31 protein-coding genes are annotated in these 23,252 nt (G+C 71.2%); 9 read left to right on the top strand and 22 right to left on the bottom strand.

The genetic code is table 11. The features are described from left to right. Positions 1-38: 38 nt before the first annotated feature. Positions 39-458 (top strand): GNAT family N-acetyltransferase, encoded by a 420-nt coding sequence (locus PV341_RS23670; RefSeq protein ID WP_500330788.1) that lies wholly within the window; start codon positions 39-41, stop codon positions 456-458. Positions 459-481: 23 nt separating this feature from the next. Here the strand turns inward: PV341_RS23670 and PV341_RS23665 are convergent, their stop codons facing one another. The 5 genes from PV341_RS23665 to PV341_RS23645 form a co-directional block, all read right to left on the bottom strand. Beyond that, the gene (locus PV341_RS23665) at positions 482-1,333 is read right to left on the bottom strand and encodes a GntR family transcriptional regulator (RefSeq protein WP_500330786.1); all 852 of its coding nucleotides are present in this window, start codon (positions 1,331-1,333) and stop codon (positions 482-484) included. Between the two features lie 2 nt (positions 1,334-1,335). Then, a complete protein-coding gene (locus PV341_RS23660; RefSeq protein WP_500330784.1) occupies positions 1,336-2,601 on the bottom strand; it encodes a phosphotransferase in 1,266 nt (421 codons plus the stop codon). Positions 2,602-2,829: 228 nt separating this feature from the next. After that, positions 2,830-3,600: an HAD family hydrolase gene (locus PV341_RS23655; protein WP_500330782.1), complete on the bottom strand. Its 771-nt coding sequence runs from the start codon at positions 3,598-3,600 to the stop codon at positions 2,830-2,832. A gap of 67 nt (positions 3,601-3,667) precedes the next feature. After that, positions 3,668-4,360, bottom strand: coding sequence for an HAD family hydrolase (locus PV341_RS23650; RefSeq protein ID WP_500330780.1), 693 nt, complete (start codon positions 4,358-4,360; stop codon positions 3,668-3,670). Beyond that, positions 4,333-5,193: a winged helix-turn-helix domain-containing protein gene (locus tag PV341_RS23645; RefSeq protein ID WP_500358918.1), complete on the bottom strand. Its 861-nt coding sequence runs from the start codon at positions 5,191-5,193 to the stop codon at positions 4,333-4,335. The genes PV341_RS23650 and PV341_RS23645 overlap by 28 nt, the downstream gene beginning before the upstream one ends. Positions 5,194-5,530: 337 nt before the next feature. On the opposite strand from PV341_RS23645, the gene PV341_RS23640 reads away from it, so the two are divergent. Together PV341_RS23640 and PV341_RS23635 are read left to right on the top strand one after the other, a co-directional pair. Further along, complete coding sequence (locus tag PV341_RS23640) at positions 5,531-5,698, top strand: hypothetical protein (RefSeq protein WP_392614338.1); 168 nt, start codon at positions 5,531-5,533, stop codon at positions 5,696-5,698. Between the two features lie 61 nt (positions 5,699-5,759). Then, positions 5,760-5,939: a hypothetical protein gene (locus PV341_RS23635; RefSeq protein WP_500330776.1), complete on the top strand. Its 180-nt coding sequence runs from the start codon at positions 5,760-5,762 to the stop codon at positions 5,937-5,939. A gap of 6 nt (positions 5,940-5,945) precedes the next feature. On the opposite strand, the gene PV341_RS23630 is transcribed toward PV341_RS23635, so the two are convergent. Together PV341_RS23630 and PV341_RS23625 are read right to left on the bottom strand one after the other, a co-directional pair. Continuing rightward, positions 5,946-7,187, bottom strand: coding sequence for a GNAT family N-acetyltransferase (locus tag PV341_RS23630; protein WP_500330774.1), 1,242 nt, complete (start codon positions 7,185-7,187; stop codon positions 5,946-5,948). Positions 7,188-7,245: 58 nt separating this feature from the next. Beyond that, positions 7,246-7,818 carry an RsiG family protein gene (locus PV341_RS23625; protein ID WP_500330772.1) on the bottom strand — a complete coding sequence of 191 codons (573 nt, stop codon included), beginning with the start codon at positions 7,816-7,818 and terminating at the stop codon, positions 7,246-7,248. A 171-nt stretch (positions 7,819-7,989) separates the two neighbouring features. Between PV341_RS23625 and dtd the strand changes: the two genes are divergently transcribed. Continuing rightward, complete coding sequence (gene dtd / locus PV341_RS23620; protein ID WP_500330770.1) at positions 7,990-8,415, top strand: D-aminoacyl-tRNA deacylase; 426 nt, start codon at positions 7,990-7,992, stop codon at positions 8,413-8,415. 10 nt (positions 8,416-8,425) lie between these two features. Here the strand turns inward: dtd and ygfZ are convergent, their stop codons facing one another. From ygfZ to PV341_RS23585, 7 genes are all read right to left on the bottom strand, one after another. Next, positions 8,426-9,406, bottom strand: coding sequence for a CAF17-like 4Fe-4S cluster assembly/insertion protein YgfZ (gene ygfZ, locus PV341_RS23615; RefSeq protein ID WP_500330768.1), 981 nt, complete (start codon positions 9,404-9,406; stop codon positions 8,426-8,428). A 10-nt stretch (positions 9,407-9,416) separates the two neighbouring features. Next, complete coding sequence (locus PV341_RS23610; RefSeq protein ID WP_500330766.1) at positions 9,417-9,869, bottom strand: Fur family transcriptional regulator; 453 nt, start codon at positions 9,867-9,869, stop codon at positions 9,417-9,419. 79 nt (positions 9,870-9,948) lie between these two features. Then, positions 9,949-10,512: a heme-binding beta-barrel domain-containing protein gene (locus PV341_RS23605; protein ID WP_500330764.1), complete on the bottom strand. Its 564-nt coding sequence runs from the start codon at positions 10,510-10,512 to the stop codon at positions 9,949-9,951. Between the two features lie 245 nt (positions 10,513-10,757). After that, positions 10,758-11,828 (bottom strand): hypothetical protein, encoded by a 1,071-nt coding sequence (locus PV341_RS23600; protein WP_500358917.1) that lies wholly within the window; start codon positions 11,826-11,828, stop codon positions 10,758-10,760. Next, positions 11,825-12,751, bottom strand: a complete 927-nt coding sequence (locus PV341_RS23595) for a hypothetical protein (RefSeq protein WP_500358916.1) — start codon at positions 12,749-12,751, stop codon at positions 11,825-11,827. The genes PV341_RS23600 and PV341_RS23595 overlap by 4 nt, the downstream gene beginning before the upstream one ends. After that, the gene (locus PV341_RS23590) at positions 12,748-13,542 is read right to left on the bottom strand and encodes a hypothetical protein (RefSeq protein ID WP_500358915.1); all 795 of its coding nucleotides are present in this window, start codon (positions 13,540-13,542) and stop codon (positions 12,748-12,750) included. The genes PV341_RS23595 and PV341_RS23590 overlap by 4 nt, the downstream gene beginning before the upstream one ends. A gap of 73 nt (positions 13,543-13,615) precedes the next feature. Next, the gene (locus tag PV341_RS23585; protein WP_500358914.1) at positions 13,616-14,104 is read right to left on the bottom strand and encodes a hypothetical protein; all 489 of its coding nucleotides are present in this window, start codon (positions 14,102-14,104) and stop codon (positions 13,616-13,618) included. 385 nt (positions 14,105-14,489) lie between these two features. Here PV341_RS23585 and PV341_RS23580 point away from each other — a divergent pair, with 385 nt between their 5' ends. Beyond that, positions 14,490-14,852: a DsrE family protein gene (locus PV341_RS23580; protein ID WP_500358913.1), complete on the top strand. Its 363-nt coding sequence runs from the start codon at positions 14,490-14,492 to the stop codon at positions 14,850-14,852. A 54-nt stretch (positions 14,853-14,906) separates the two neighbouring features. Here PV341_RS23580 and PV341_RS23575 read toward each other — a convergent pair whose 3' ends face one another. The 8 genes from PV341_RS23575 to PV341_RS23540 form a co-directional block, all read right to left on the bottom strand. Beyond that, a complete protein-coding gene (locus PV341_RS23575) occupies positions 14,907-15,140 on the bottom strand; it encodes a hypothetical protein (RefSeq protein WP_499516897.1) in 234 nt (77 codons plus the stop codon). Positions 15,141-15,262: 122 nt separating this feature from the next. Continuing rightward, positions 15,263-15,553, bottom strand: coding sequence for a DUF1416 domain-containing protein (locus PV341_RS23570; RefSeq protein WP_500330753.1), 291 nt, complete (start codon positions 15,551-15,553; stop codon positions 15,263-15,265). A gap of 33 nt (positions 15,554-15,586) precedes the next feature. Beyond that, on the bottom strand, positions 15,587-16,432 hold the full coding sequence (locus tag PV341_RS23565) for a sulfurtransferase (protein ID WP_500330752.1): 846 nt from the start codon (positions 16,430-16,432) through the stop codon (positions 15,587-15,589). A gap of 146 nt (positions 16,433-16,578) precedes the next feature. Next, the gene (locus tag PV341_RS23560) at positions 16,579-16,659 is read right to left on the bottom strand and encodes a putative leader peptide (RefSeq protein ID WP_360910367.1); all 81 of its coding nucleotides are present in this window, start codon (positions 16,657-16,659) and stop codon (positions 16,579-16,581) included. A gap of 160 nt (positions 16,660-16,819) precedes the next feature. After that, complete coding sequence (locus tag PV341_RS23555) at positions 16,820-17,533, bottom strand: LmeA family phospholipid-binding protein (RefSeq protein ID WP_500330750.1); 714 nt, start codon at positions 17,531-17,533, stop codon at positions 16,820-16,822. A gap of 57 nt (positions 17,534-17,590) precedes the next feature. Continuing rightward, positions 17,591-18,472, bottom strand: a complete 882-nt coding sequence (locus PV341_RS23550) for a hypothetical protein (RefSeq protein WP_500330748.1) — start codon at positions 18,470-18,472, stop codon at positions 17,591-17,593. 4 nt (positions 18,473-18,476) lie between these two features. Beyond that, entirely contained in the window at positions 18,477-18,740 is a 264-nt protein-coding gene (locus PV341_RS23545) for a MoaD/ThiS family protein (protein WP_500330746.1), read from the bottom strand. A gap of 112 nt (positions 18,741-18,852) precedes the next feature. Beyond that, a complete protein-coding gene (locus PV341_RS23540; RefSeq protein WP_500330744.1) occupies positions 18,853-19,695 on the bottom strand; it encodes an alpha/beta hydrolase in 843 nt (280 codons plus the stop codon). 178 nt (positions 19,696-19,873) lie between these two features. On the opposite strand from PV341_RS23540, the gene PV341_RS23535 reads away from it, so the two are divergent. The 4 genes from PV341_RS23535 to PV341_RS23520 all read left to right on the top strand — a co-directional run bounded on the left by PV341_RS23535 (position 19,874) and on the right by PV341_RS23520 (position 23,189). Beyond that, the gene (locus tag PV341_RS23535; RefSeq protein WP_500330742.1) at positions 19,874-20,635 is read left to right on the top strand and encodes a response regulator transcription factor; all 762 of its coding nucleotides are present in this window, start codon (positions 19,874-19,876) and stop codon (positions 20,633-20,635) included. Positions 20,636-20,701: 66 nt separating this feature from the next. Then, the gene (locus PV341_RS23530; RefSeq protein WP_500330740.1) at positions 20,702-21,724 is read left to right on the top strand and encodes a LacI family DNA-binding transcriptional regulator; all 1,023 of its coding nucleotides are present in this window, start codon (positions 20,702-20,704) and stop codon (positions 21,722-21,724) included. 176 nt (positions 21,725-21,900) lie between these two features. After that, positions 21,901-22,974 carry a S1C family serine protease gene (locus tag PV341_RS23525; protein WP_500330738.1) on the top strand — a complete coding sequence of 358 codons (1,074 nt, stop codon included), beginning with the start codon at positions 21,901-21,903 and terminating at the stop codon, positions 22,972-22,974. Positions 22,975-23,003: 29 nt separating this feature from the next. Continuing rightward, positions 23,004-23,189, top strand: a complete 186-nt coding sequence (locus PV341_RS23520) for a hypothetical protein (RefSeq protein WP_499513119.1) — start codon at positions 23,004-23,006, stop codon at positions 23,187-23,189. Positions 23,190-23,252 lie beyond the last annotated feature (63 nt).

The raw sequence follows: 23,252 nt of genomic DNA, 5'->3' as shown, positions 1-23,252 counted from the left end.
AGCACTGCACGGAGCCACATCCCCTACCCTCAGGCCCCATGAGAGACGACCGGTACGAGATCTCCGCCGACCCCGCCCGCATAGACGCCGCCCTGGTCCACCACTGGCTCTCCACCGACGCCTACTGGGCCCTCGGCCGCCCCCGCGCCGTCCAGGACGCCGCGATCGCCGCCTCCCTCAACTTCGGCGCGTACGACAAGGAGACCGGCACCCAGGTCGCCTGCGCCCGCGTCGTCACCGACCACGCCACCTTCGCCTGGCTCTGCGACGTCTACGTGACCCCCGCCGCCCGCGGCCACGGCCTCGCCACGGCCCTGGCGACCGCTGCCCGCGACCACCTGGAGGGCCTGGGCGTGCGGCGCGTGCTCCTCGCGACGCACGACGCCCACGGGGTGTACACGAAGGTGGGGTTCCAGCCGCTGGAGGTGCCGGGGCACTGGATGTCACTGGTGATGTGAGCCAGGCACCGAGGTCGTGGGCGTCAGACCGATTCGGCGATGGTGTTCCACAGGGAGTCGAACCACTGCTGGCACTCGGCCCGTTGCTCGGGCCCCTGGGGGTACAGCCGCGCCCCCAGGCCCAGGACGTCGTAGATCTGGGCGGTCTCGCCGTCCGGGAGGTCCACGGTGTTCGCCTCGACCTTGTAGAAGCCCATGAGCCCCTGATGCCCATTGAGCAGGTAATACTTGGCCACCGGCGTGATGGGGAGAGTCCGGACGTCGACGGCCACGTCGATCCCCCGTCTGCCCAGGTCCTCCAGCAGGTTGCGCAGGGCGAACGCGTGGCGCTCGATCAACTCGGACAGCCGGTCAAGCGGCCGGGCGTCCTCCGGCTCCCCCACGATCCGGGGGATCGCCAAGTGCGCTCCGGGGCGGGCGAGCAGGAACCGGACCCGGATCGACGACGGCCGGAGCTCCCCCCTGAGGATCCGGCGCGCCTGCGGCACGAGGGCCGCGTTGAGCGACTCGGCGGTCAGGCAGTACGCGTCGATCGTGATGTGCTCCGCCTCGAACGCGTCCGCGATGGCATCGTCCAGTTCGATGCTGCCGGCCTCCGCCGCCTGCCGGTCGCCGTGTGTCTCGCCGACGACGTCGCGCCAGTCCCGGACGAAGACTCCAACGCCCTGGATCGTCTCCAGGTAGCCCCGGCTCACAAGCTCCTTGAGCGCCCTCTGGAGCGTGGCACGGGAGACAGCGAAGCGGGCCACCAGCTCCGCATGCGTGGGTAGTTGCGAGCCCGCCGCTATGTCGCCGCTCTCGATCTCATGACGCAACGCATCGGCCACACGCTCGTACTCGCGCCTGGACCCACCGGCAGTCGGGTCGTTGCTCACCCTCAGACTGTAGCGCCGCGCTTCAGCCCGATTGGCTCGTTGTGCTGAGCCTCAGGTACCGCGGGTTCAAAGGACGGAATCATGTCGAGCCGAGGCTCCGAGCCCACCCCGCCTGCCGTCGTCACGTCATCCACCTTCCGGGCCCGGGCTCCGTACTCCTCCAGCCAGTGGAGGAGTTCCTTCTCGATCCGCTCGGGAGTGGCAACCGTCCGCAGCCCCACGTGGCGTAGGCCCGTGCCGTCCTCTCCGCGCCGGGCACGGGTGAGCGCCGCAGCGATGGATGCCACGGCATGCGTCACCACCTCACGCTGTCCCGGCCCGTCCTCGGGGGCCCAACTGGCCGCCATCGCCCCGCGCATCACATCCGTATAGACGGACTGGACTCGCTTGTACGCGAGGTAACGGGGAAGATCACCCTCCACCGCGTCCGACGCCCCCGGCAAACTCTTCCCCACAACCTTTCGCCAGCCCCGGACCATCTGCCGTGCCTGCCGGCGGGGGTAGCGCATCAGGTGAAGGTGCGTGGCGAGGTCGTAGAGCGGGTCACCGATGCGGGCGAGCTCCCAGTCGATCGTCCACAGTTCCCGGTCGCCGTCGACCACGAGGTTTTCGCGGTGCAGGTCACCGTGCAGGAGGGCGAACGGGCGCCTGGTGAGGTTTCCCAATGCGTCGGGGAGTGTTTCCAAGAGGCCATCGGGGATCGCCAGTGCATCAAAAAGCGGATCGAGTACCGTCCTTCTCTTGTCAAACACCCCGCGAGTGTGGCCGATCAGGTTTCCCAGGAAACTCGTGCTGTCGTTACCGTTGAAAGGGAGATGCCCCGGCTCGTTCCCGCAGACGCGATCCGCGCGGACACGCGACGCGTCGACCGACACCAAGGAACCGAAGAATTGGATCAATCTTCTTCTGTAGCGCCGGGGAACCGACCTTCCGGGAGATGTCAGATCTCCGAGAGTCCGGCCTTCGATGAATTCGACAAAAGTCACTCCGGCGGGAACGTCCACGAGCTCACTCACGTCGACGACCTTGGGAATGCGCGGAATTCGACCGCCCAATTCCAGGACAAGTTGCTCCTCCGACGCGAAGCACCTGTGGTCGTACCAGACGGCGTGTTCCCGGGGTTCGCGCAGCTTCAGCCACCTGAACTTGTCACCGAGCGGTGTGCCGGGGATCAGGCGGACGGCATATGCCTCGTGATGGTGCCCTTTGAGTGGGCCTACCACCTCGGTGGCGATTCGCGACGCGAACTCGTAGGTAGGGCTGGTCACCGGATTCCTCGAGGATCAGAAAAAGGAAGCGTATCCCTCCCTCGACCCGCATGGGGCTGAACTCCACCGCATCTTTATTCATTTTTGAGCCCTCCAACCCCACTGAGCTATGCAAACCGCACGTCGCGCGAGGCGAGACGCCGCATAAATATTCCACCCCGAGCTAGCCCGAACGATGGAACCCATCGAAATGGGTGAACCGGGACTTCCCGCACGGAACGACTGCGGTCAGTGGGTCTCGCCACTCGCCGAGTGCGTCCGGCATCGCCCATGGACTTCGCCCCACTCCGTCCGGATCTCGTCCAGACGCTCGACGATCGTCCCGGGGAAGACGTGGCGCAGTTCCTGGTTGTCGTCAACGTGAGGGTTCTCGAAACCGAGGAACCGCACGTCCGCGCTGTTCGCGGCCAGCACGTCCGCGGGCGAATCACCGATCAACAGGCAGCGCTCGGGGCGGACCAGTCGAAGGCCCCCGATCGCACGCTCGATGCATGCGGGGTCGGGCTTCAGCAACAGCGGGTGCCCTTCGGCCATGTTCCGCCGGCCGTACACATGCCTGCCGAACAACGGACCCAGACCGCAGTTGGCCAGGCAGGCCCGAACTGCTTCCTCGGAATTGTTCGTGGTTATGGCGACCGGTATTCCATCATCCTTGATGGCTTCCACCAGCGCCTGGGCACCAGTCGTCATCACCGGATCCTCGGCGCACCCCTCCTCCAGCGACGTGAGTTTGCCTTCGAGGTGAGCGACGTCCGCGAAGTCCGGCCACGTGCGTGCCGCCTCGCGGAGGATATCTATGGGGCTGTGCTCCTTTTCGGGACGTACGGTCGGCAGCTTCTTGTCTTTGATGAATTCGTACAATTGCTCCGCGACCCAGTCCGCCCCCTTCGGCGCGAAAAGGTGGCAGAGTGGGCCGTCGAAGTCGAACAGCACTCCCTCGAGGCCGGCCAGCAGGGCCCGGAGGCCGCTTTTCCTCGGCCACTCGCGATCAGAAGTCACCCAGTGAGTTTGAGTGCCCGCAGGGGACTTGACCAGAGGGCCGTGACGACGACACCGCTTCGGCGACTCACGGCAACAAACCCATCACGTCCTGCATCCGCGAAACGACCCACTTGGCATTTGCCTTCGTCATCTCACGTCCCTTGCGTGCACTCTTCGCATAGCCGACAAAATTGACGTCGGCTCGTCGTGAAGCCTCGGCGTCCCGCCAGGAATCCCCCACGAACAGGCAGTGTTCGGGCTTCGCGCCGAGCCGTTTCACCGCTTCTCGCAGCATGAAGGCATCGGGCTTCATGAGCCGGGCATCATCGGGGCGGCCGATGATCGGCCCGTCGAACAACTCCAGCAGGTGCGTCGCGAGGAGGACGTTGCGAATCGCCTCGTATCCGTTGTTGCTGACCACTCCGAGGTGGAGGCCCCGGGCTCGCAGGCCGCGGACGAGGTCCACCGCACCAGGCGTGATCGTCGCGGATGCGGCCGCCACGACCTCCTCCTTCGCCAGGAGGGAGTTCAATTCGGCGCTCACCTCGTGCGCGTTGCGGCCGGGCCCCGTGGCGATCGCCCACAGCAGCCCGTGCGGATCATCCGTGCCGGCCAGTTCGGACGGGAGCAGCGACATGTCGCCGAGCCGGTCCTTGAGCCGCGAGGCGGCGACGGAGGCGGGATGCCCGGCGAAGAGCCGGCAGATCGGGCCATCGAAGTCCAGCAGGACGCATTCGATGCCGACGGATGTCAGGCGGGCTTGGCTAGCCTCGTCCACAGAGAGTCGAACCACTCCTGAGAGAGTTCCACACGTTCCCGTGGCTGCGGGTAAAGCTTGGCCCCGACACCCAGGACGTCATGGATTTTGATGGTCGCATCGTCGACGTTGATGACGTTGTCCGTGACGACGTACATGCCGTCGAGGGCCAGGTCTCCATTGATCAGGTAGAGCTTGTGCAGAGGTGTGACCGGAACCAGGCGTACCTCGACCTTCACCTCGGGTACGGCGCCCTGACCGGCCAGGTTCTCCAGGTTCCTCAGGGCTCGGGTGTGGGCCGCGGACAGATCTGTGAGCCGCGCCATGGGGCGCTCGTCGTCGGGGTCCTCGACGTTGCGCGGAACGGCCAGCCGTACGTCGGTGCGCGGCAGCAGCAGGCGCAGGTGGATCGAGCCCGGCCGGATTTCGCCGCGGATGATCCGTTTGACCTGCGGCACGATGGCCGCGTTGAGCGACTCGGCCGTCAGGCAGTACGCATCGATCGTGACGTGCTCCGCCTCGAAAGCCCCCGCGATGGCGTCGTCCAGTTCCACGCTGCCGGCTTCCACCGTCGCCGTGGCGGTCCCGTTGGCATGGGCAGCAACGGCGGACTTACGCCAGTCGCGCGCGAAGACCCCCTTGCCCTGGGCCGACTCCACGTAGCCCTTGCCCTCGAGCGCCTTGATCGCCTTCTGGACGGTGGCGCGGGAGACGTCGAAGCGATCCACCAGCTCGGCATGCGTGGGGAGTTGTTCACCCGTGGCGATGTCGCCGCCCTCGATTTCGTGACGCAACGCATCGGCCACACGCTCGTACTCGCGCCTGGGCCCACCGGCAGTGCGGTCGTTGCTCACGTGACCCACACTACAGCTTCACGCCAGGCAAGTGGAGTTGACTGCATGGAGTTTAGTGATCTGCAGTCAGCGGCAACATGACCGTAGAGGAATGCAGTCAACTGGTCCAGCCGCCAGTCAAGTTGGACCAGTTGACGCCATCGGGGGCCGCAGCCTCTCCGTCCCGACGACGCGCCGGGGATGACCGCGGCTGAGAGTGCAGCGCCACGCCGCTTCGCACGTGTCAGCAGCACCACGCTTCCGCTCAGCCACATGCCGACCCACGGGTCAAATCTGCCCCCTCCGCGCTCTCCGCGCGGAGGGATCGATCCCACGCGCCTCGAAGGAGTGAATCGCTATGCCAGCTATCGCTCTGTGTGCCTTCGCGTTCGAGCAGCTCGTCCAGTGGCGGTACGGCGCGGCCGGCGCCTTCGCCGTCGGACTGTTCACGGTGGGCCACAAGGCCCGGAACACGACGTTCACGTGCGTCGGACTCGCGGTGATCGCGCTGCTCCTGGCCCAGTAGGGCCAGGGCGGCAGCGGGCCCGTGCCTTGCGGTCGGCCACCTGGGAAGGGGGTGGTGGGTCATGCTGTGGAGCCATGTGACAACGGCACTGCTGGAGCAGTACCTGGCGTGGCAGTACGGGCCGTTGATGGGGCTGGGCGTACTGCTGGTGGGTGCCGGGTTCAAGGCCCGTTCCAGCTATGCGATGTGCGTCGGCGGGGTACTCGTCCTCCTGGTGCTGGTGTCCTACGGACACCACTGACAACGGCTAGAACGTGTCGATCGGCCACGGCCTGCGCGCGGTGCGGAACAGGGCGTCGAGGCGGGCCACGCCGCCCGGACGGGATTCCGCGGCGCCGCCGGTGATGGTCAGGCGGGCCGCGGACTCGTCGCCGAGGTAGAGGGAGGCGAGGGCGGCGGCGGTGAGGGTGACGTCCGGGGCGGCGGAGGGGGCCGCCTCGGCGGTGGCGGTGCCGTCGGCGGCGGCTTCGAGGCGGAAGCGGCCGGCGGCGTGGCCGTCGGGGTCGGCGACGTCGAGGACGACGGAGCCCGGGGCCGCGTAGGTGCGGGCGGACAGTGCGCGGGGGACGTCCAGCAGGCGCAGCCACAGGAAGTCGCTGGTGGAGTGGACGTGGGCGGCGCGCGGGTCACCGAGCAGCAACGGCAGGACGTCGTCAGGGCCGCGGAAACCGGTGCGTACGGTGGCGACCCAGTCGATGGCGAGCAGGTAGCGCCACAGGGCGCGTTCGGCCTCGGGGGTGGCGGCGAGCAACTCCCGCACGGTGAGCGGGACCTTCGGGAACATCCCGTGCCAGGTGTCCTCGGCCGTGTACGCGGCCAGGCCGTCGACGCGCCCGGAGGCGTCGCGGTAGAGGACGAAGATCGGTTCCTTCCAAGGGAAGGCAGGGTTGACCACCGTCCCCGTGGCGTACTCCCAGAAGCGCTCGGTGCGGTTGATCGCGCCGGGATGGCGCAGTCGCACCCGGTCGTGCAGCTGGGGGCCGAGCTTGAGGACCTCGGACGGGTCCGCCAGGTCGATGCGGCCGCTGTCGGACGGCGCTCCCTGGGGGCGGCCCGCACGGGCGGTGTCGACCTCCCACTCGGTGACCCCCGCGGCGGGGCCGAAGCCGAAGCGGCCGTAGATCCGGTACTCGGCGGCGACGAGGATCGCGACCGGCTCGCCGCGGCGCACGGAGGCGTCGAGTTCCGCGGCCATCATGCGGGAGGCGAGGCCGCGGCGGCGGTGCGTGGCGGTGACGGAGACGTTGGTGATCGCCGAGGCGGGCAGCACCGCGCCGCCGGGCACGGTGAGTTCACGGGGCATGCTGCGGAAGGTGGCCACGCAGCGGCCCTCGTCGAACGCGCCCTGGGTGCGGTCCAGGTCCGTCTGGGAGCGGCGGAGGGCGATCTCCTCCTCGGTCACCGACGGCGGCCGGTGGAAGCCGGTGTTGACGGCGCGCAGCCAGCCGGGGAAGTCGGACTCGCCGATCGTACGGACCTCAAGGCTCATGCCCCGCACGGTAGGCGGACCCGCGGCCCGGTCGCATCCCGTTTTCGCCGCGTCGCCGTCAGTCCCCCGCCAGCAGGTCCTCGACCCGGGCCTCGCCCTCGCGGTAGCGGCGGGCGATCTCGGTGCTGCAGCCGTCGACCGTCCGCTGCAGGGACTGCCGGCAGCGGGAGACCTGCTGCTCGTGCCGGACCAGCCGGCCCATCGCGTCGTGGAGTTCCTGGTCGGTGCGGGCCTCGAGGTCGGAGAGCTGGACCTCGGCGAGCATCTCCTCGGCGAGCTGCCGGTAGCGCTCGCTGTGCGGGGTGCCCAGGGTGACGTGGCGGGCGGAGGTGCGGTGCCGGGACGGGGTGTCGGTGAGGATCTCGGAGAGCCGGTCGAGCACGGGGGCGTCCGGGGCGGTGCGCCGGGCGAGTTCGGCGCGGAGGATGTCGATCCGGCCCTGGAGGAGCCGCCGCAGGTAGGAGAGGTCGGCCTCCTCCAGCTGGGCCTCGCGGCGCGCGGTGCGCAGCCCTTCGAGGGTGAGGTCGGCGAAGTCGGGCTGGGGGGTACCGGCGGTGAGGGGGGAGCGCGGGCCCGGTGCCTTGAGCATGCGATCGCCTTCCGCCGTGCCGGTCGTGATGCTGTGCTTCATCGCTGTCCGTCCCCTCGTCCCCCACGTCGGGCAGATCTCGATCGTGCCACCGAGTAACTGCGTCGCGCAGGCACCTGCACCCGAACGGCGGCTCCGGACAGTTGTGCGTGAGTCCAAGCGGGCGTACGGCCCGGGTGCCGCGCGCCCCCACCGACCCGGGACAATGGCGACATGCGTGCGGTGGCCCAGCGGGTGAGCGAAGCGAGTGTCGTGGTGGACGGCGAGACGGTCGGCGAGATCGTCGGTCCCGGCCTGTGCGTGCTGGTGGGGGTGACGCACGACGACACCGCGGAGAAGGCGGCCCAGCTGGCGCGGAAGCTGTGGGGGCTGCGCATCCTGCCCGGGGAGAAGTCCTGCTCGGACATGGCCGCGCCGCTGCTCGTGATCTCCCAGTTCACCCTCTACGGTGACGCCCGCAAGGGGCGCCGCCCCACCTGGAACGCGGCGGCGCCCGGGCCGGTCGCCGAGCCGCTGGTGGACGAAGTGGTGGCACAACTGCGGGCGCTGGGTGCGCACGTGGAGACGGGCCGCTTCGGAGCGGAGATGAAGGTCTCGCTCACGAACGACGGCCCGTTCACGGTCGTGCTGGAGATGTGAGGCGCGTCCCTCAGGGCTCGACGACCGTCTCCTGGTTCGCCGCCGTCCCGTCCGCGAGCAGCACCGCGTCCACCGGGGTGTTGCGCTTGATCACGGCGAGGGCGATCGGGCCGAGTTCCCAGTGCCGGGCGGAGGAGGTGACGGTGCCGACCGGGCGGCCGTCCGGTCCGTCCGCGGCGAGCCGTACGGGCGCGCCGTGGCCGGGCAGCTTGACCTCGCTGCCGTCCAGGTGGAGGAAGACCAGGCGGCGCGGCGGCCGGCCGAGGTTGTGCACCCGGGCGACGGTCTCCTGGCCGCGGTAGCAGCCCTTGTCCAGGTGGACGGCGGTGTCCAGCCAGCCCAGCTCGTGCGGGATGGTGCGGTGGTCGGTCTCCAGACCGAGCCGCGGCCGGTGCCCTTCGATCCGCAGGGCCTCCAGGGCCAGCACGCCGACGGGGGTGCCGACCTGCCGGGCGAAGGCCTCCAGTTCGCCGCGCGGCACGAACACGTCGCGGCCGTAGGGGACCTCGCGCACCGGCCAGTCCCCGGGGACGGCGGCGATGCTGCCCGCCGGCAGGTGCACGACGGCGTATTCGCCGGTCCGGTCCGAGACGTCGACCTGGTAGAAGAACTTCATGCTCTCCAGATACGCGATCAGCTCGGCCTGCGTGCCGGGCTCGACGTGCATCCAGGTGGCCGTGCCGTCGTCGACGAGGTAGAGGGCGTGCTCGATGTGGCCGTGGGCGGAGAGGACCAGCGCCTCGGTGGCCCGGCCGGGCGGGAGGTCGCTGACGTGCTGGGTGAGCAGCAGGTGGAGCCACGCGAGGCGGTCCTGGCCGGTGACGGCGACGACGCCACGGTGGGAGAGGTCGACGAATCCGTTGCCGTCCGCCAGGGCGCGCTGCTCGCGGAAGAGGTCTCCGTAGTGCGCGGCGACTCCCTCGTCGGGGCCTTCCGCGGGAACGGCGCCGGGGAGCGACAGCAGGGGACTGGTCGTTGTTTGTCGCTGCATGCCCACCAGCCTACGTCCGGTTACTTGAACCCTCAGGCGTTCGGGGCCTCCCCGCGCAGTCCGCGCACCGGCCGAAGATCGCGAAGTGCTTCATGTCGGTCTCGAAGCCGTACGTCTCGCGCAGCCGCGCGGTCAGCGGCTCGGCGACGGACACGTCGGCCTCGATGACCGACTCGCAGTCCCGGCAGACCAGGTGCATGTGGTGGTGCCGGTCGGCGAGGTGGTAGGTGGGAGCGCCGTGCCCGAGGTGGGCGTGGCTGACCAGGCCCAGTTCCTCCAGGAGCTCCAGGGTGCGGTAGACCGTGGAGATGTTGACGCCCGAGGCGGTCCTGCGCACCTCGGTCAGGATGTCGTCCGGCGTCGCGTGCTCCAGCGTGTCGACCGCCTCCAGGACAAGCTGCCGCTGCGGCGTCAGCCGGTAGCCGCGCTGCCTCAGGTCGCTCTTCCAGTCCGTGGTGACCACGAGGACAGTCTAGGCAAGGGAAAGGGGGATCACGGAGTCGTGATCCCCCTCGGGGGTCGCGCGGGGCCCGCGGGGCGGCTCAGCGGAAGAAGGCGATGCCGTCGTCCGGGAGGTCCTTGAGGTCCTTCGCCCACTCGCTGGGGTTGACGACCTTCTTCAGGTGCGCCGACATGTAGGGGCGCAGCGGCACCTCGGGGGTGGCCTTCTCGCCCACCCACATCAGGTCGCTCTTGACGTAGCCGTACAGGCGCTTGCCGCCGCTGTACGGGGGCGCGTCGCCGAGCCGGGCCACGGCGTCGGTGACCAGGTCGATCTGCGGCTTGCCCTCGGCGAGCTCGCCGTACCAGATCTCGATCACGCCGTCGTCGCGGGTCATGGTGATCTCGACCTTGCGGTCCTCGTCGATCCGCCAGAAGCCCGACTCGCTCTCCAGCGGCTTCACCGGCTTGCCCTCGGCGTCCAGCACCCAGGACTTGGAGGTGTACTCCAGGAACGGCCGCCCGTCGTGGCTGAAGATCACTTCCTGCCCGAAGTTGCACTTCTCGGCGCCGGGGAAGTCGAAGACGCCCGCGCCCTCCCAGGTGCCCAGGAGGAAGGCGAGCGGGACCAGGTCGGGATGCAGGTCGGAGGGGATCTCGATCATGTTCAGCGCTGTCCCTGGTAGAGCTTCTTCACGGCCAGAGCGGAGAACGCGATGACGCCAAGGCAGACCAGGACGAGCAGGGTGTCGAAGAAGAACTCAATGGCGCTCACGAGCGTGCTCCTCGGGCAGGCGCGGACGGTCGGCGGCCCGGTGGGCCAGCTACGAGTCTAGTGGGCGGGTGCGGGCGCGGCCGCGTGAGGTCCGCCCCACGCGCCGCGCCCGCCCCCGATGTCCCGGTGCCCTCGTCAGCCGAGCAGCTGCGCCTGCAGCAGCACGGCCTGGTGGAACGGGACGGCCGGCTGGGTCCCGGCCTTGGAGAGCACGACCATGGCCACGACGTCGCCGGACTGGACGTAGCCGTACCGGACGTGCTCGGCGCCGCGCGGCTTGTCCTCGTCGTAGAGGGACAGGTGCAGGTCGGAGTCGTCGAGCGACGTCGAATCCCAGTCCGTGTCGTAGTCGGCCGCCTCGGCCTTGGCGAGGGTGCCGTCGTCGATGAGCGCGTCCTTGACGTCGCTCGAGTACCCCCAGGTCGCGAACTGCAGCAGGTAGACCTCCGCGCGGGTGCCGTCGCCCATGGTCCAGGCGCGGGCGGCGATGTGCCGGAGGGTGTTCTGCTCGAGCTTCCCGGTCAGCTTCTTGCGGTCGTCCTCGCGGAAGACCTCCAGGAAGTCGCGGGTCGGCAGCCACCCCGTGGCGCCCGGGAAGGTCTTGTCGACCTTGGCCCCGGCGGGCGCCGGCAGCAGCAGGGTGCGGATGTCCGCGTAGTGCCGGCGGGGCGGGTTGTGGTCCCCGTCCAGCGGCCGGGGCGCCCCGGCCGGCAGCTTGGGCAGCTTCAGGGCGGGGTAGGTCCACCGGCCGTCGTCCGGGGTCCGCAGACCCGGGATCTCGGTCCGCTCGGGCTGCGTGACGGCGTACGCCGCGGCCCCGCCGAGGGCCGCGAACGCCACGACGGCGGCGGTCCACCGCACGGCGGCGCGCAGCCCCCTGCGCTCCCGCAGCCGCTTCCGCGGGCGGGGTGCGGCAGGCTCCGCGGAGACCACCTCGGAGACCGCCTCGGCGGGCACGGGCTCCACCGGGGCGTCCGCCGCGGAGGTGGCGTCCACCGGCGAGGGCTGCACCGGGGCGTTCTCCGTCGACGCGGGCTCCGTCGTGGCTTCGGCGACGACGGGCCCGGCGGCCTCCGCAGGCACGGCCTCCGCCGCGTCGTCCCCGGAGGGAGCCGCCGCGGGGGCGGCGTCCGTGAGGGTCTCCTCCGCCGGGGCGGCGGCCTGCGCGGGGATCGTCACGTCGTCGCTCTGGGTCTGCTCGGTCATGCGGCCTCTCCCGGGTCCTGTACGCGGTCGAGCTGCTGCTTGAACAGATCCGCGGCGTCGTCCTTCTTCAGCGGCGAGGCGCCCGAGACGGACATGCGGATGGTCAGGTCGCCCTCGGTCGCCTCGCAGATCATGGCGTCGAGCTTCGCGCCGGGCTTCTTGGGCGGCAGGACGCAGCGCGCCTTGGCGTGGCCCTCGATCTTCGGCCCGTTCCTGAAGACTCCGAGCGCCTTGGTGAACTCGGTGAAGAACTCGGTGCCGGCGCGCGCCGCGCGCTTGTTCTTCATCTGGACGATCTGCGTCTCGAAGACGGCCTCGCCCGACACCTCGCGGTACGTCCGCAGACCCACGCCCTGGATGTGCAGCCCCGCCACGGCCTTGTGCAGACGGTCCCGCTGCTTCTTCGGCAGCCCGGCGAGGTCGCCCTCGAAGACGGCCACGGCCTCCTTGCCGGTGAACTCCGCGTCGTTGCCGTACTCGCCGACGTCCGGGCCCGGCAGGTACGCATCGGGCACGGGCAGCAGCAGCTTGCCGAGCGCGCCGTAGTGGCTGCCGCCGGACTGGCTGCCGTACTCGCCGGTCTTCTTCGGCTCGGGGGCCTTCCAGGTCCGCGGGCTCGCCTGCTTGCCGTCGTCCTTCTGGTGCTGCAGCACGGCGACGCCGATGCCACCGCCCGCGACGACGGCGACCAGCGCGGCCGCGATGCCCAGGGCGAGGCCACGGCGGCCGCGGCGGGGCGCGGGGGCGGCCTCCGGCCCGGTGGTCCCGTCCGCGGGCGGAAGCCCGGCGAGCGGTGCCGGCTGGGCCTCGGGCCCGGCCGACTGGCCCTCCGGCTGGTCCGGCTGCGGCTCGGGCCGGGCCGCCGGGGCCTCGGGCTGCGGCTGCTGCGGCTCCGCCGGGACAGGGGTGTTCTCGTCGCTCACAGCCGCTCCCACTGCCGCTCGGCCAGGGACATGATGGTGGACTTCTTGATCGGCCGGTCCGAGTGCACCCAGATGTCCATCATGACCGTGCCCTTGCGGGCCAGGGCGCGCGCCGTGTACATGGGCAGGTAGCCCGCCTTCGTCCAGGGCTTGGAGTACACCCACGCCCTGCCGTCGAAGGCGCCGGGGATGGCCGTCCCCTTGTTGCCCGCGTACTTCTTCCCGGCCATGTAGCCCTGCTGACCCGCGAGCATCTCGTCGGTGTAGGTGTCCGCCTCGTCGCGGAACTGGATCAGGTGGACCTCGGTGGTGACGGACGTGGCGTAGCCACCGGTCCGCCAGATGGAGACGGCCGCCCTCCGGAAGTCGTTGCTGTTCAGCTCGCTGAACATGCTGTCCGGTTCCTCGTAGGTGTCGGCGTAGTCGTACAGCGAGAGCCAGTGGTCCTCGCCGAACGTGCCGTCGAGGTCCTTGGCGCCCTTCGGCTTCTTCACCAGCAGCTTGCGCAGGTCCCCGTCGTACTTGGGCAGCGTGTCCTCGGCCGCCGCGAGCGGCTTCGCCGCGGGGGCGGCGCCCTTGGGCTGCGGGAGCTTCGGCTGGGCGAGCGGGGGGAGCGGCGTCTCGGGGCGGTCGTACTGGATCTGGTACCCGGCGCCGGCGCCCGCGAGGACGCCGAGGACCGCCGCGCAGGCGATCAGCAGGGTGGTCCGGCCACGTCTGCGCGGCGGGCGGACGGGGGGCCCGTCCGGAACAGGGGCGTCCTGTTCCGGTACGGGGGTGTCCTGGGACAAAGGGTTCTCCACTGGTGTGTCCGTGGTTGGGTGCGGCCGGCGCGCGGACCGGCCGGTGACTTCGGTGTGCGGCTCAGCGGCCGGTCTTCAGGCGCCGGTACTGCTGGTCGAGGAGCCGGGCGAGCAGGGCCTTGCCGGGGGTCTTCGCCCCGGTGACCGAGAGGGTGACGTGCACGTCGCCCTGGTGGGACAGGACGATCACCGAGCCGGTGCTCTCGGCGGAGGAGGACGACAGCCGGTAGGCCTTGGCGGGGCTGCCCGACGCGGGGAGCGTGAGCCGCGTGCCCTGGTAGTAGAAGGCGTTGTAGTAGCCGGTGGCGGAGCCGGCGCTCGCGAAGCGGACGAGCTGCGCGGAGACCTCGTACTCGCCGTCGCCGGTGAGGTAGGTCCGCTGGGCCGCCGCCTTGAAGCCGTAGGTGGCCAGGGCCTGCTTCACCTCGGCGGAGTCGGCGACCTCGGAACGGGAGAGCTCGGTGCCCTCCTCGTCGCCGTAGACCTCGGCGTCCGCCGGCGGGACGAGCAGGAAGTAGCGCAGGTCGCCGCGGTGCTTCCCGTCGTCCACGGAGCCCTTGAGGGTGCCGGCGGGCGAGGGCGTCGCTGTCGCTCGGCGGCTCGGGGACGCCGTCGGGGACGGCGTCGCGGGGTCCGCCGTCTCCGGACCCCGGCTGCTCGGCTCGGCCCCGCCCGGCGACGCGGACGCGGACGACGACGAAGAGGAGCCGAACGCCACGACGGCCCCCGCAGTCAATGTCGCGAGCACAACAAGTCCGACGATCGTGGCGATCACGACGCCGGTACGCGAATCGGTACGCGCTTCCACAAGCCCCCCCGGGCAGAAATCCGCGGCCGGCGCGCTGATCGCACCTACGCGGCGAACGCATTATGCCGAGCGCTGGTAAACGCTCCCAGTGTTTTTCCTGTGAGACGGGCCACCCTAGGGTATGACCATGGCGAAGAAGCTCGTGATCAAGGTAACCGCAGGTGCGGACGCTCCCGAACGCTGCTCCCAGGCGTTCACGGTGGCGGCGGTGGCGGTCGCCAGCGGCGTCGAGGTGTCGCTCTGGCTGACCGGCGAGTCCTCGTGGTTCGCGCTGCCGGGACGGGCCGCGGAGTTCGAGCTGCCGCACGCCGCGCCGCTGCCCGAGCTGATCGAGGGGATCCTGGCGGGCGGCCGGATCACGCTGTGCACGCAGTGCGCGGCGCGCCGGGACATCACGGAGAAGGACGTGCTGGAGGGCATCCGGATCGCCGGTGCGCAGGTCTTCGTCAGCGAGGCCATGGCCGACGGCACGCAGGCGCTCGTCTACTGAGCCGCCGGGCCGGGTGCAACTCGGCGGGGCGCGCGGGCGCGGCTCCCCCGGGCGTCAGCGCTGGTCGCGGTGGTCGTCGCGGCGGTCCAGCTCGCGCCACCACTCGTCGGACTTGGGGTCGCCGGTCTCGTCCCACCAGTGTTCGTCCGGGCCCCTGCGGTTCGCCACGACGGCGGCGATCGGCGGGATGACCATGGCCACCACGCACATCCCGACGGCCACCGGCACCGACCACAGGCGCACGAGGCTCCACGCCAGGACGAAGAGCAGCACGCAACTGCCCATCATGGCGTAATACCAGCGACGACGCCGCCTCGTGGACACCCTTCCACGGTACGACCCGAAGGGCCGCACTCCCACTCGGTGGCCCGGTGGGATTGCGGCCCTTCTCCGCCCGCGCGGTCGCCGGGTCAGACGGCGATGGCGACCTCGGTGAGGTCGCCCTGCCGGGCCACGACGGAACGGTCCACCGTCGCGCCCGGCACGAGGGCGCGCAGCGTCCACGAGCCCGGGGCCGCGAAGAAGCGGAACTGGCCGGTCGCCGAGGTCGGGACCTCGGCCGTGAACTCGCCGCCGCCGTCCAGCAGCCGGACGTAGCCGGTCACCGGCTCGCCGTCGCGGGTCACGGAACCCTGGATGATCGTCTCGGTCGCCACGTCGATGCCGGCCAGGTCCGGGCCGCCGGTCTTCGCTCCACACATGGTGCTGTTCCTCCGGGTCGGGGGTCTGGGGGCTTACTTGGCGGCGCCGAGCTCGATCGGCACGCCGACGAGGGAGCCGTACTCGGTCCAGGAACCGTCGTAGTTCTTGACGTTGGGCTGGCCGAGCAGCTCGTGCAGCACGAACCAGGTGTGCGCGGAGCGCTCGCCGATGCGGCAGTAGGCGATGGTGTCCCTGGCCAGGTCCACGCCCTCGCCCTCGTACAGCTCCTTCAGCTCGTCGTCCGACTTGAAGGTGCCGTCGTCGTTGGCCGACTTCGACCACGGGATGTTGCGGGCGGTCGGGACGTGGCCCGGGCGCTGCGACTGCTCCTGCGGCAGGTGCGCCGGGGCGAGCAGCTTGCCGGAGAACTCGTCGGGCGAGCGGACGTCGACGAGGTTGAGGCTGCCGATGGCGGCGATCACGTCGTCGCGGAAGGCGCGGATCGAGGCGTCCTGGGCCTGGGCCGTGTACTGCGTGGCCGGGCGGACGGGCACCTCGGAGCCGTCGACCAGGTCGCGGGAGTCCAGCTCCCACTTCTTGCGGCCGCCGTCGAGGAGCTTGACGTCCTGGTGGCCGTAGAGCTTGAAGTACCAGTAGGCGTAGGACGCGAACCAGTTGTTGTTGCCGCCGTAGAGCACGACGGTGTCGTCGTTGGCGATGCCCTTCTCCGACAGCAGCTTCTCGAAGCCGGCCTGGTCGACGAAGTCACGGCGCACCGGGTCCTGGAGGTCGGTCTTCCAGTCGATCCGGACGGCGTTCTTGATGTGGTTCTTGTCGTACGCCGACGTGTCCTCGTCGACCTCGACGATGACCACCTTCGGGTCGTCGATCCGGGCCTGGACCCAGTCGGCGTCCACCAGGACGTCACTGCGGCTCATTGCTGTTCTCCTCCGGGGCAGTTGCGGATGTCTCGGCGCACGGACGGGTGCGCACAGGTGCCGGGCTGCGCTGCACGGGCGCGTCGCGGCTTTTGCGCGGGGAAGGGCGGGGCCGCGTGCGGCGCCGGAAGACGGCGCGGGGGCCCCTACGGGATGCGACAGAGCATGGCGGCGACACGGCACAGGTCGACTGCCCGCCGCTTCGTGAGATCCGCCTGTCGCTTCATGGGCTCGATCGTAGGGAAGGGGACCGGCCGGTGTCACCGGCGGTCCGTATCCCGAGATAAGATTGTCCGTACTGCGAGATGAACATCAGGTGCCGGGCTGCCGCGCGGCCGCCCCGCCCCTGCCTGGTACCGCCCCGACTGCGGAGCGGACACCCTCGTCTCACTGGGCGAGAACGACCTTCTTGCCCGTCGCCGCGATGCTGATGCCGTCGGCGTTCACGCTCACCGACGTGAGCTCGATGCCCTCCGGCAGGCCCGACAGTTCGCGGGTGAAGTCGATCCGCTCGCGGACCAGCTCCTCCACGACCGGGGGAAGCGAGTCCAGGTCCGGTATCTTGCCCGCGCTCAGCTTGATGCTGTCCTTGCCGGCCAGGCTGATCCCGCTCACCACGCTGCGCTTGATCGAGCCGACCGGGGTGGAGACCTCGACCCCCACCTTGATCTGGCCCTTGCCGTCCGCCGAGGTGCCCCCGTAACCGATGGTCACGCCGCTCGGGGCGGCCTTGGCGAGGTCCTCGTAGCTGACGAGGGCGGTGCCCTCGGCGGTGTCGGCGACCGCGCTGCTGAAGCCGCTGCCCAGGTCCAGCCCGTGCAGGTCGGCCTGGAAGCGGGTGACGCGCAGCGTCTGCCCGCCGGTGCCGGCGGCCTGCACGCCGTCCGCCGTCACCGCGACGTCGTCCAGCTTCTTGGCCAGCACCTGCGTGAGGAACGGGAAACCCTTGATGTCGATCCCCGGCGGGGAGGTCAGCCCCAGCGTGGTCTGCGCCCGGTCCGCCGCCTCGGACTCCGCGAAGTGCACGGCGATCCGGTCCGCCGCGACGAACAGGCCGCCGAGGAGCACGACGAGGACGAGCAGGACCTTCAGAGCACGCATGAGACAACCCCCGAGTCGGTGTTCGGACCGACCCTAGTCGGTGTGTCAGTCCATGTGTCAGCCCAGCAGTGCCCGGGCCATGACGTAGACGCCCGGCGCCGCGGCGGTCAGCGGCAGCGCCACACCCGCCGTGAAGTGGACGAACCGGGACGGGAAGTCGTAGCTGGCCACCCGCAGGCCGATCAGCGCGCACACCCCGGCGGCCAGCGCGACCAGGGCCGCGTCGGAGGTCTCCAGCTGTCCGAGCGCGATGCCGCTGCCAGTGGCGGCGGCGAGCGCCACGACCACGGAGACGACGCCGGGCAGCGGGATCGCCCGGGCGAGCGTCGCGACGGCGACCGCGATCACCGCGGTCACCACGGCGTCGGTGCCCCGCGGGACCGCCGTGGTCGCCAGGAACCCGGTGGCCAGGATCGTGATGAGCGTCGAGGCGGTGGTCGCGGTCAGCGAGGAGAGCCGCTCCTCGGGACTGCCGCGGTGGCGCAGCTGCAGGACGAGGACGAGCAGCAGCCAGACGCCGAGGGTGCCGACGATCACGGCCGGGGCGTTGTCCGCCCCGTCGATCAGCACCGCGGCCTCGGCGGTGACGCCCGCGAGGAAGGCCAGCACGATGCCCTGCCTCGCCGGCCACATGCCGTTCAGCCGGAACCAGCCGGCCGCGGTGACCGCCTGCAGCACCACGCCCGCGGCGGCGAGCGCGGGGCGGCCCAGCAGCGCCCCGCCGGCCAGCAGCAGCGCCAGGACGGCCGTGACGAGGGCGGGCTGCATGCCGGGGGCGATGATCGGCGAGCCGGTGCGGGACGCCTGCCGGCGCCGGGCGGCGCGGCCACCGTCCGGGGGCGGCTGCGGGGCGCCCCCGACGGGCGGGAGGACGGCGGTGGCGTCGTGCGCGGGCATCGCGCCCGCGCCGCGGTCGTACCAGTCGTGGTTGTCGGTCACGTGCTCATCCTCCCGCGAACGGCGGGAGCACCTCGACGGTGCCGCCGTCGGCCAGCCGCACCCCGGTGTGGTCCCGGGTGCCGACGGGGTTCCCGTCGACCAGGAACGAACAGTTCGCCAGTACGCGGGCGAACTCGGGGCGCGACGCGTGGCGCTCGCGCGCCGCGTCCAGCGCCTCGGCGAGGGTGCCCTCCCGGTACGGCTCCTCCGCGGCGCCGGCGGCGGCCTTGGCCGCGGCCCAGTACCGGATGGTTCCGTGTGCCGCCATAGCGGTCCTTCCGTTCGCCGTGCGGGTCCTGCCGCCGTCCATGATGGCGCAGCGATGGCGCCGCGAGGTGGCCGGGCCCGGGTGTGCGGGCCCGGGTGTGCGGGCCGCGGGGTCAGCCGGGCGTGCCAGTGGGGCGGACCCGTTCGGCCGCCCACACCGCGACGCGGTGCAGGAGGGCGGGCGCCGCGGCGTTCTCGGCGTGGCCGAATCCGGGCTCGATCCACAGCTCGGCTGCGTCGCCCGCGGCGTCGGCGAGGGAGAGCGGGTGGTCGAGCGGGAAGTAGCCGTCCCGGTCGCCGTGCACGATGAGCAGCGGGGTGGGCGCGATGGACCGCACCGCCTCGACCGGGGGCACGGGCACGGGGTCCCAGTCCTTGTCGTGGATGCGCGTGTGCAGCAGCCCCCGGGAGACCAGGCGTCCGGCGGGGCGGGTGATGGCCCAGTGGACCCGGCGCATCGGCGCCGTACCCCGGTAGTACCAGCGCGCGGGCGCACTCACCGAGACCACGGCGTCAACGTGCGCCCCATCGTGCGCCGGTTTGCGCCCCGCATGCCGCAGGACGACGGAACCGCCCATGGAGAAGCCCACCGAGGCCACCGCGGGGTGGCCCAGCCGCCGTGCCCAGCGCACCGCGGCGTCCAGGTCCCAGACCTCGCGGTCGCCGACCGTGGAGCGCCCGCCCGAGCGGCCGTGCCCCCGGAAGGAGAAGGTCACCACACCGCCGACGCCGTCCACCCGCGCGAAGATCTCCGCCGCGCGACGCACGGCCGGCCGCTCCAGGGCGCCGGTGAAGCCGTGCGCGACCACGATCGCGAGCCCTCCGGGCGTCGCTCCGGGCAGGTACGCGGCGTCGATCGGCACCCGGTCCTCGGCCGTCAGCACCGCTCGCAACCCACCGGAAATGATCGACGGGACACACGACCGCGCAACCGCGGACTCACTTACCGACTCCATGTGGGCTATTCTCTTGGGTCAAGAGGATCCGGGCAGCGTCGCCCCCGGGTCCTTTCGTGCTTTCCGGGCGACCGGAGCGCACACGTCGGCGGACGCACACGTCCTCGCAGGGACCGAGGAGGGTCGCAATGGGCAAGCGGAACACGCATGACCGGACGATGAACGATGGGAGCGGCCGGTGAGCTCTCTCCTCCTCCTGACCAACGCACTCCAGCCGTCCACCGAGGTGCTCCCCGCGCTCGGACTGCTGCTGCACAATGTACGGGTGGCCCCGGCCGAGGGCCCCGCGCTGGTGGACACCCCCGGCGCCGACGTGATCCTCATCGACGGCCGCCGCGACCTGCCGCAGGTCCGCTCGCTGTGCCAGCTGCTGCGCTCCACCGGACCCGGCTGCCCGCTGGTCCTGGTGGTCACCGAGGGCGGCCTGGCGGCCGTCACCGCGGACTGGGGCATCGACGACGTCCTGCTGGACACCGCGGGGCCCGCCGAGGTCGAGGCGCGGCTGCGGCTGGCGATGGGCCGGCAGCAGATCAGCGTCGACGACAGCCCGATGGAGATCCGCAACGGGGACCTGTCGGTCGACGAGGCCACGTACAGCGCGAAGCTCAAGGGCCGGGTCCTGGACCTGACCTTCAAGGAGTTCGAGCTGCTCAAGTACCTCGCGCAGCACCCGGGCCGGGTCTTCACCCGCGCCCAGCTCCTGCAGGAGGTCTGGGGCTACGACTACTTCGGCGGCACGCGCACCGTGGACGTGCACGTACGGCGGCTGCGCGCCAAGCTCGGTCCCGAGCACGAGTCCCTGATCGGCACCGTCCGCAACGTCGGCTACCGCTTCGTCACCCCGGAGAAGGGCGAGCGGACGGCGGAGGAGCCGGCGCCGTCGCCGGCCGAGGAGGCACCCGGGCAGGGGACGGCCGTCACCGCCTCCCGGAACGGCTGATCACGCGGTGGTCACGCCTGTGGACAGACGGTGGGACGCGCGGGTGTACCCGCGTAGACTCGGCCCGTGGCAAAGGTGACGCGTGACGATGTGGCAAGGCTTGCGGGAACCTCGACCGCAGTCGTCAGCTACGTCATCAACAACGGACCCCGGCCGGTCGCACCGGCCACCCGCGAGCGTGTCCTCGCGGCGATCAAACAACTGGGCTACCGCCCCGACCGGGTGGCCCAGGCGATGGCGAGCCGTCGCACGGACCTCATAGGCCTGATCGTGCCGGACGCCCGGCAGCCGTTCTTCGCGGAGATGGCGCACGCCGTCGAGAGGGCGGCCGCCGAGCGCGGCAAGATGGTGCTGGTCGGCAACTCGGACTACCTCGACGAGCGCGAAGTGCACTACCTGCGTGCCTTCCTCGGCATGCGGGTCTCCGGGCTGATCCTCATCAGCCAGGGCCTCAGCGAGCACGCGGCGACGGAGATCGACGCCTGGGACGCGAGGGTCGTGCTGATGCACCGGCGGCCCGAGGCGATCGACGACGTCGCGGTCGTGACGGACGACGTCGGCGGCGCCCAGCTCGCCACCCGGCACCTGCTGGAGCACGGTCACGAGTTCGTGGCCTGCCTCGGCGGCACCGAGGCCACCCCGAAGTCCGGCGACCCCGTCACCGACCACGTCGAGGGCTGGCGCCGTGCGATGCAGGAGGCCGGGCGCTCCGTCGAGGGCCGCCTGTACTCCACCCCGTACAACCGCTACGACGCCTACAAGGTCGGCCTGGAGCTGCTCTCCCGGCCGGGCCGGCCGACGGCGATCGTGTGCGCCACCGACGACCAGGCCATCGGCGTGCTGCGGGCGGCCCGCGAACTGCGGATCGACGTGCCGGGCGAGCTGGCCGTGGCCGGCTTCGACGACGTCAAGGAGGCGGCGCTCACCGACCCGCCGCTGACGACGGTGGCCTCGGACCGCGAGGCGATGGCCCGTGCGGCGGTGGACCTGGTGCTGGACGACGGGCTGCGGGTCTCCGGCTCGCGGCGGGAGCGGCTGCGGCAGTTCCCGTCCCGGCTGGTCGTGCGGCGCAGCTGCGGCTGCCACTGACCGTTCCGCCGGTCGCGGCGGGCCTCCGCCCGCCGCGACCGGCGACCTGTCTACGGGCCGTGTAAGCGTAGGCCCTGACCTGGCGCTTCGTTCTTTATATCGGGCATACGGAACTCTGCCCCGGTTCTCAGGTCACGCTCAGGAAGCTCTCATGTTCGGCGAGCACAGTCATAGGCATGAACGAGAGCACCCGTCACGACGACGCCTACGACCCGCGGCAGCCGCAGCAGTCCCCCGGCGCCGGCGGGTACCCGTCCCGGCCGCCGTACGAGCCGCACGTCCCGTACGGACACCCGGCGCCCTACGCCTCGCAGCCCCAGCCCCAGCCCCAGCCGCAGCCCACGCCGATGCCGGCGCCCGCGACCGGGATCCCCAGGCAACGCAGGCGACGGCCCGTGGCCCTGGTCGCCTCCGTGGCGCTGGTGTCCGCGCTGATCGGCGGCGGGACGGCCGCCCTGGTGGGGCGGGCGACCACCTCGCCGGCCGTGGCGGGCACCACGACCAAGGTGATCGGCACCAGCAGTTCGGGCAGCACCGGCGTCGCGGCCGTGGCCGCCGCCGTCAGCCCGAGCATCGTGGAGATCAGCGCGACGTCCGGCGCCGGGCAGTCGACCGGCTCGGGCGTGGTCGTCACCGGTGACGGTGAGATCGTCACCAACAACCACGTCGTCTCCGGAGCGGACTCGGTCAAGGTCACCTTCAGCTCCGGCAAGTCGGTCACCGCGGCCGTCGTCGGCACCGACGGCGGCAAGGACCTCGCGCTGGTGAAGGCCGAGGGCGTGAGCGGCCTGCCGGTCGCGTCGCTGGGCGACTCCAGCCGGGTCTCGGTCGGCGACCAGGTCGTCGCCATCGGCTCGCCCGAGGGCCTGACGGGCACGGTCACCAGCGGCATCGTCTCCGCGCTCGACCGCGACGTGACCATCTCCACCGGCCAGGGCCAGGGACAGCGACCCGGCGGCGGCACCGGCCGGTGGCCGTTCGAGTTCGGCGGCGGCCAGTACAACGGCGACGTCGGCCCGTCCACGACCACGTACAAGGCGATCCAGACCGACGCCTCGCTCAACCCCGGGAACTCCGGTGGCGCCCTGATCAACATGAACGGCGAGATCATCGGCATCAACTCGGCCATGTACTCCGCCGCTTCCTCCTCCTCCGGCCAGGCCGGCAGCGTCGGCCTCGGCTTCGCCATCCCCGTGAACACCCTCAAGGCAGACCTCGACACCCTGCGCAACGGCGGCGGCGACAGCTGACCGCACCGCACCGAAGGGACGTGGGCACCATGAACGTCTTCCTGAGCACCTCCCTCCACCCCGCCGGAGTCCCGTCCGGCCCCTCCGACCGCGCGCTGATCCCCTACCGGGAGCCGGCCGCCCGCGAGCCGGAGATCGCGACCACCCGCCGGTACGCGCGCCGCTACGCCCGCCGGGCGATTGCGGCCCACCGCCTCGCCGCCGTGCGAGGCTAAGAACCGGAGCACCCCACCGCACCCCCGGCGGCACCCACCGCCCCCGACCCCCATCCCGCGAGG

Source organism: Streptomyces sp. PA03-1a (assembly GCF_033792805.1).
Taxonomy (GTDB): Bacteria; Actinomycetota; Actinomycetes; order Streptomycetales; family Streptomycetaceae; genus Actinacidiphila.
The sequence above is the reverse complement of the archived record's forward strand: the minus strand, read 5'-3'. Positions and strand labels throughout refer to the sequence as shown.

Coding starts and splice junctions, on each gene's coding strand:
- PV341_RS23670 (WP_500330788.1), top strand. CDS start 39: ATGAGAGACGACCGGTACGAGATCTCCGCCGACCCCGCCCGCATAGAC.
- PV341_RS23640 (WP_392614338.1), top strand. CDS start 5,531: ATGCCAGCTATCGCTCTGTGTGCCTTCGCGTTCGAGCAGCTCGTCCAG.
- PV341_RS23635 (WP_500330776.1), top strand. CDS start 5,760: ATGCTGTGGAGCCATGTGACAACGGCACTGCTGGAGCAGTACCTGGCG.
- PV341_RS23630 (WP_500330774.1), bottom strand. CDS start 7,187: ATGAGCCTTGAGGTCCGTACGATCGGCGAGTCCGACTTCCCCGGCTGG.
- PV341_RS23625 (WP_500330772.1), bottom strand. CDS start 7,818: ATGAAGCACAGCATCACGACCGGCACGGCGGAAGGCGATCGCATGCTC.
- dtd (WP_500330770.1), top strand. CDS start 7,990: ATGCGTGCGGTGGCCCAGCGGGTGAGCGAAGCGAGTGTCGTGGTGGAC.
- ygfZ (WP_500330768.1), bottom strand. CDS start 9,406: ATGCAGCGACAAACAACGACCAGTCCCCTGCTGTCGCTCCCCGGCGCC.
- PV341_RS23605 (WP_500330764.1), bottom strand. CDS start 10,512: ATGATCGAGATCCCCTCCGACCTGCATCCCGACCTGGTCCCGCTCGCC.
- PV341_RS23600 (WP_500358917.1), bottom strand. CDS start 11,828: ATGACCGAGCAGACCCAGAGCGACGACGTGACGATCCCCGCGCAGGCC.
- PV341_RS23580 (WP_500358913.1), top strand. CDS start 14,490: ATGGCGAAGAAGCTCGTGATCAAGGTAACCGCAGGTGCGGACGCTCCC.
- PV341_RS23575 (WP_499516897.1), bottom strand. CDS start 15,140: ATGATGGGCAGTTGCGTGCTGCTCTTCGTCCTGGCGTGGAGCCTCGTG.
- PV341_RS23570 (WP_500330753.1), bottom strand. CDS start 15,553: ATGTGTGGAGCGAAGACCGGCGGCCCGGACCTGGCCGGCATCGACGTG.
- PV341_RS23565 (WP_500330752.1), bottom strand. CDS start 16,432: ATGAGCCGCAGTGACGTCCTGGTGGACGCCGACTGGGTCCAGGCCCGG.
- PV341_RS23560 (WP_360910367.1), bottom strand. CDS start 16,659: ATGAAGCGACAGGCGGATCTCACGAAGCGGCGGGCAGTCGACCTGTGC.
- PV341_RS23555 (WP_500330750.1), bottom strand. CDS start 17,533: ATGCGTGCTCTGAAGGTCCTGCTCGTCCTCGTCGTGCTCCTCGGCGGC.
- PV341_RS23545 (WP_500330746.1), bottom strand. CDS start 18,740: ATGGCGGCACACGGAACCATCCGGTACTGGGCCGCGGCCAAGGCCGCC.
- PV341_RS23540 (WP_500330744.1), bottom strand. CDS start 19,695: ATGGAGTCGGTAAGTGAGTCCGCGGTTGCGCGGTCGTGTGTCCCGTCG.
- PV341_RS23525 (WP_500330738.1), top strand. CDS start 21,901: ATGAACGAGAGCACCCGTCACGACGACGCCTACGACCCGCGGCAGCCG.
- PV341_RS23520 (WP_499513119.1), top strand. CDS start 23,004: ATGAACGTCTTCCTGAGCACCTCCCTCCACCCCGCCGGAGTCCCGTCC.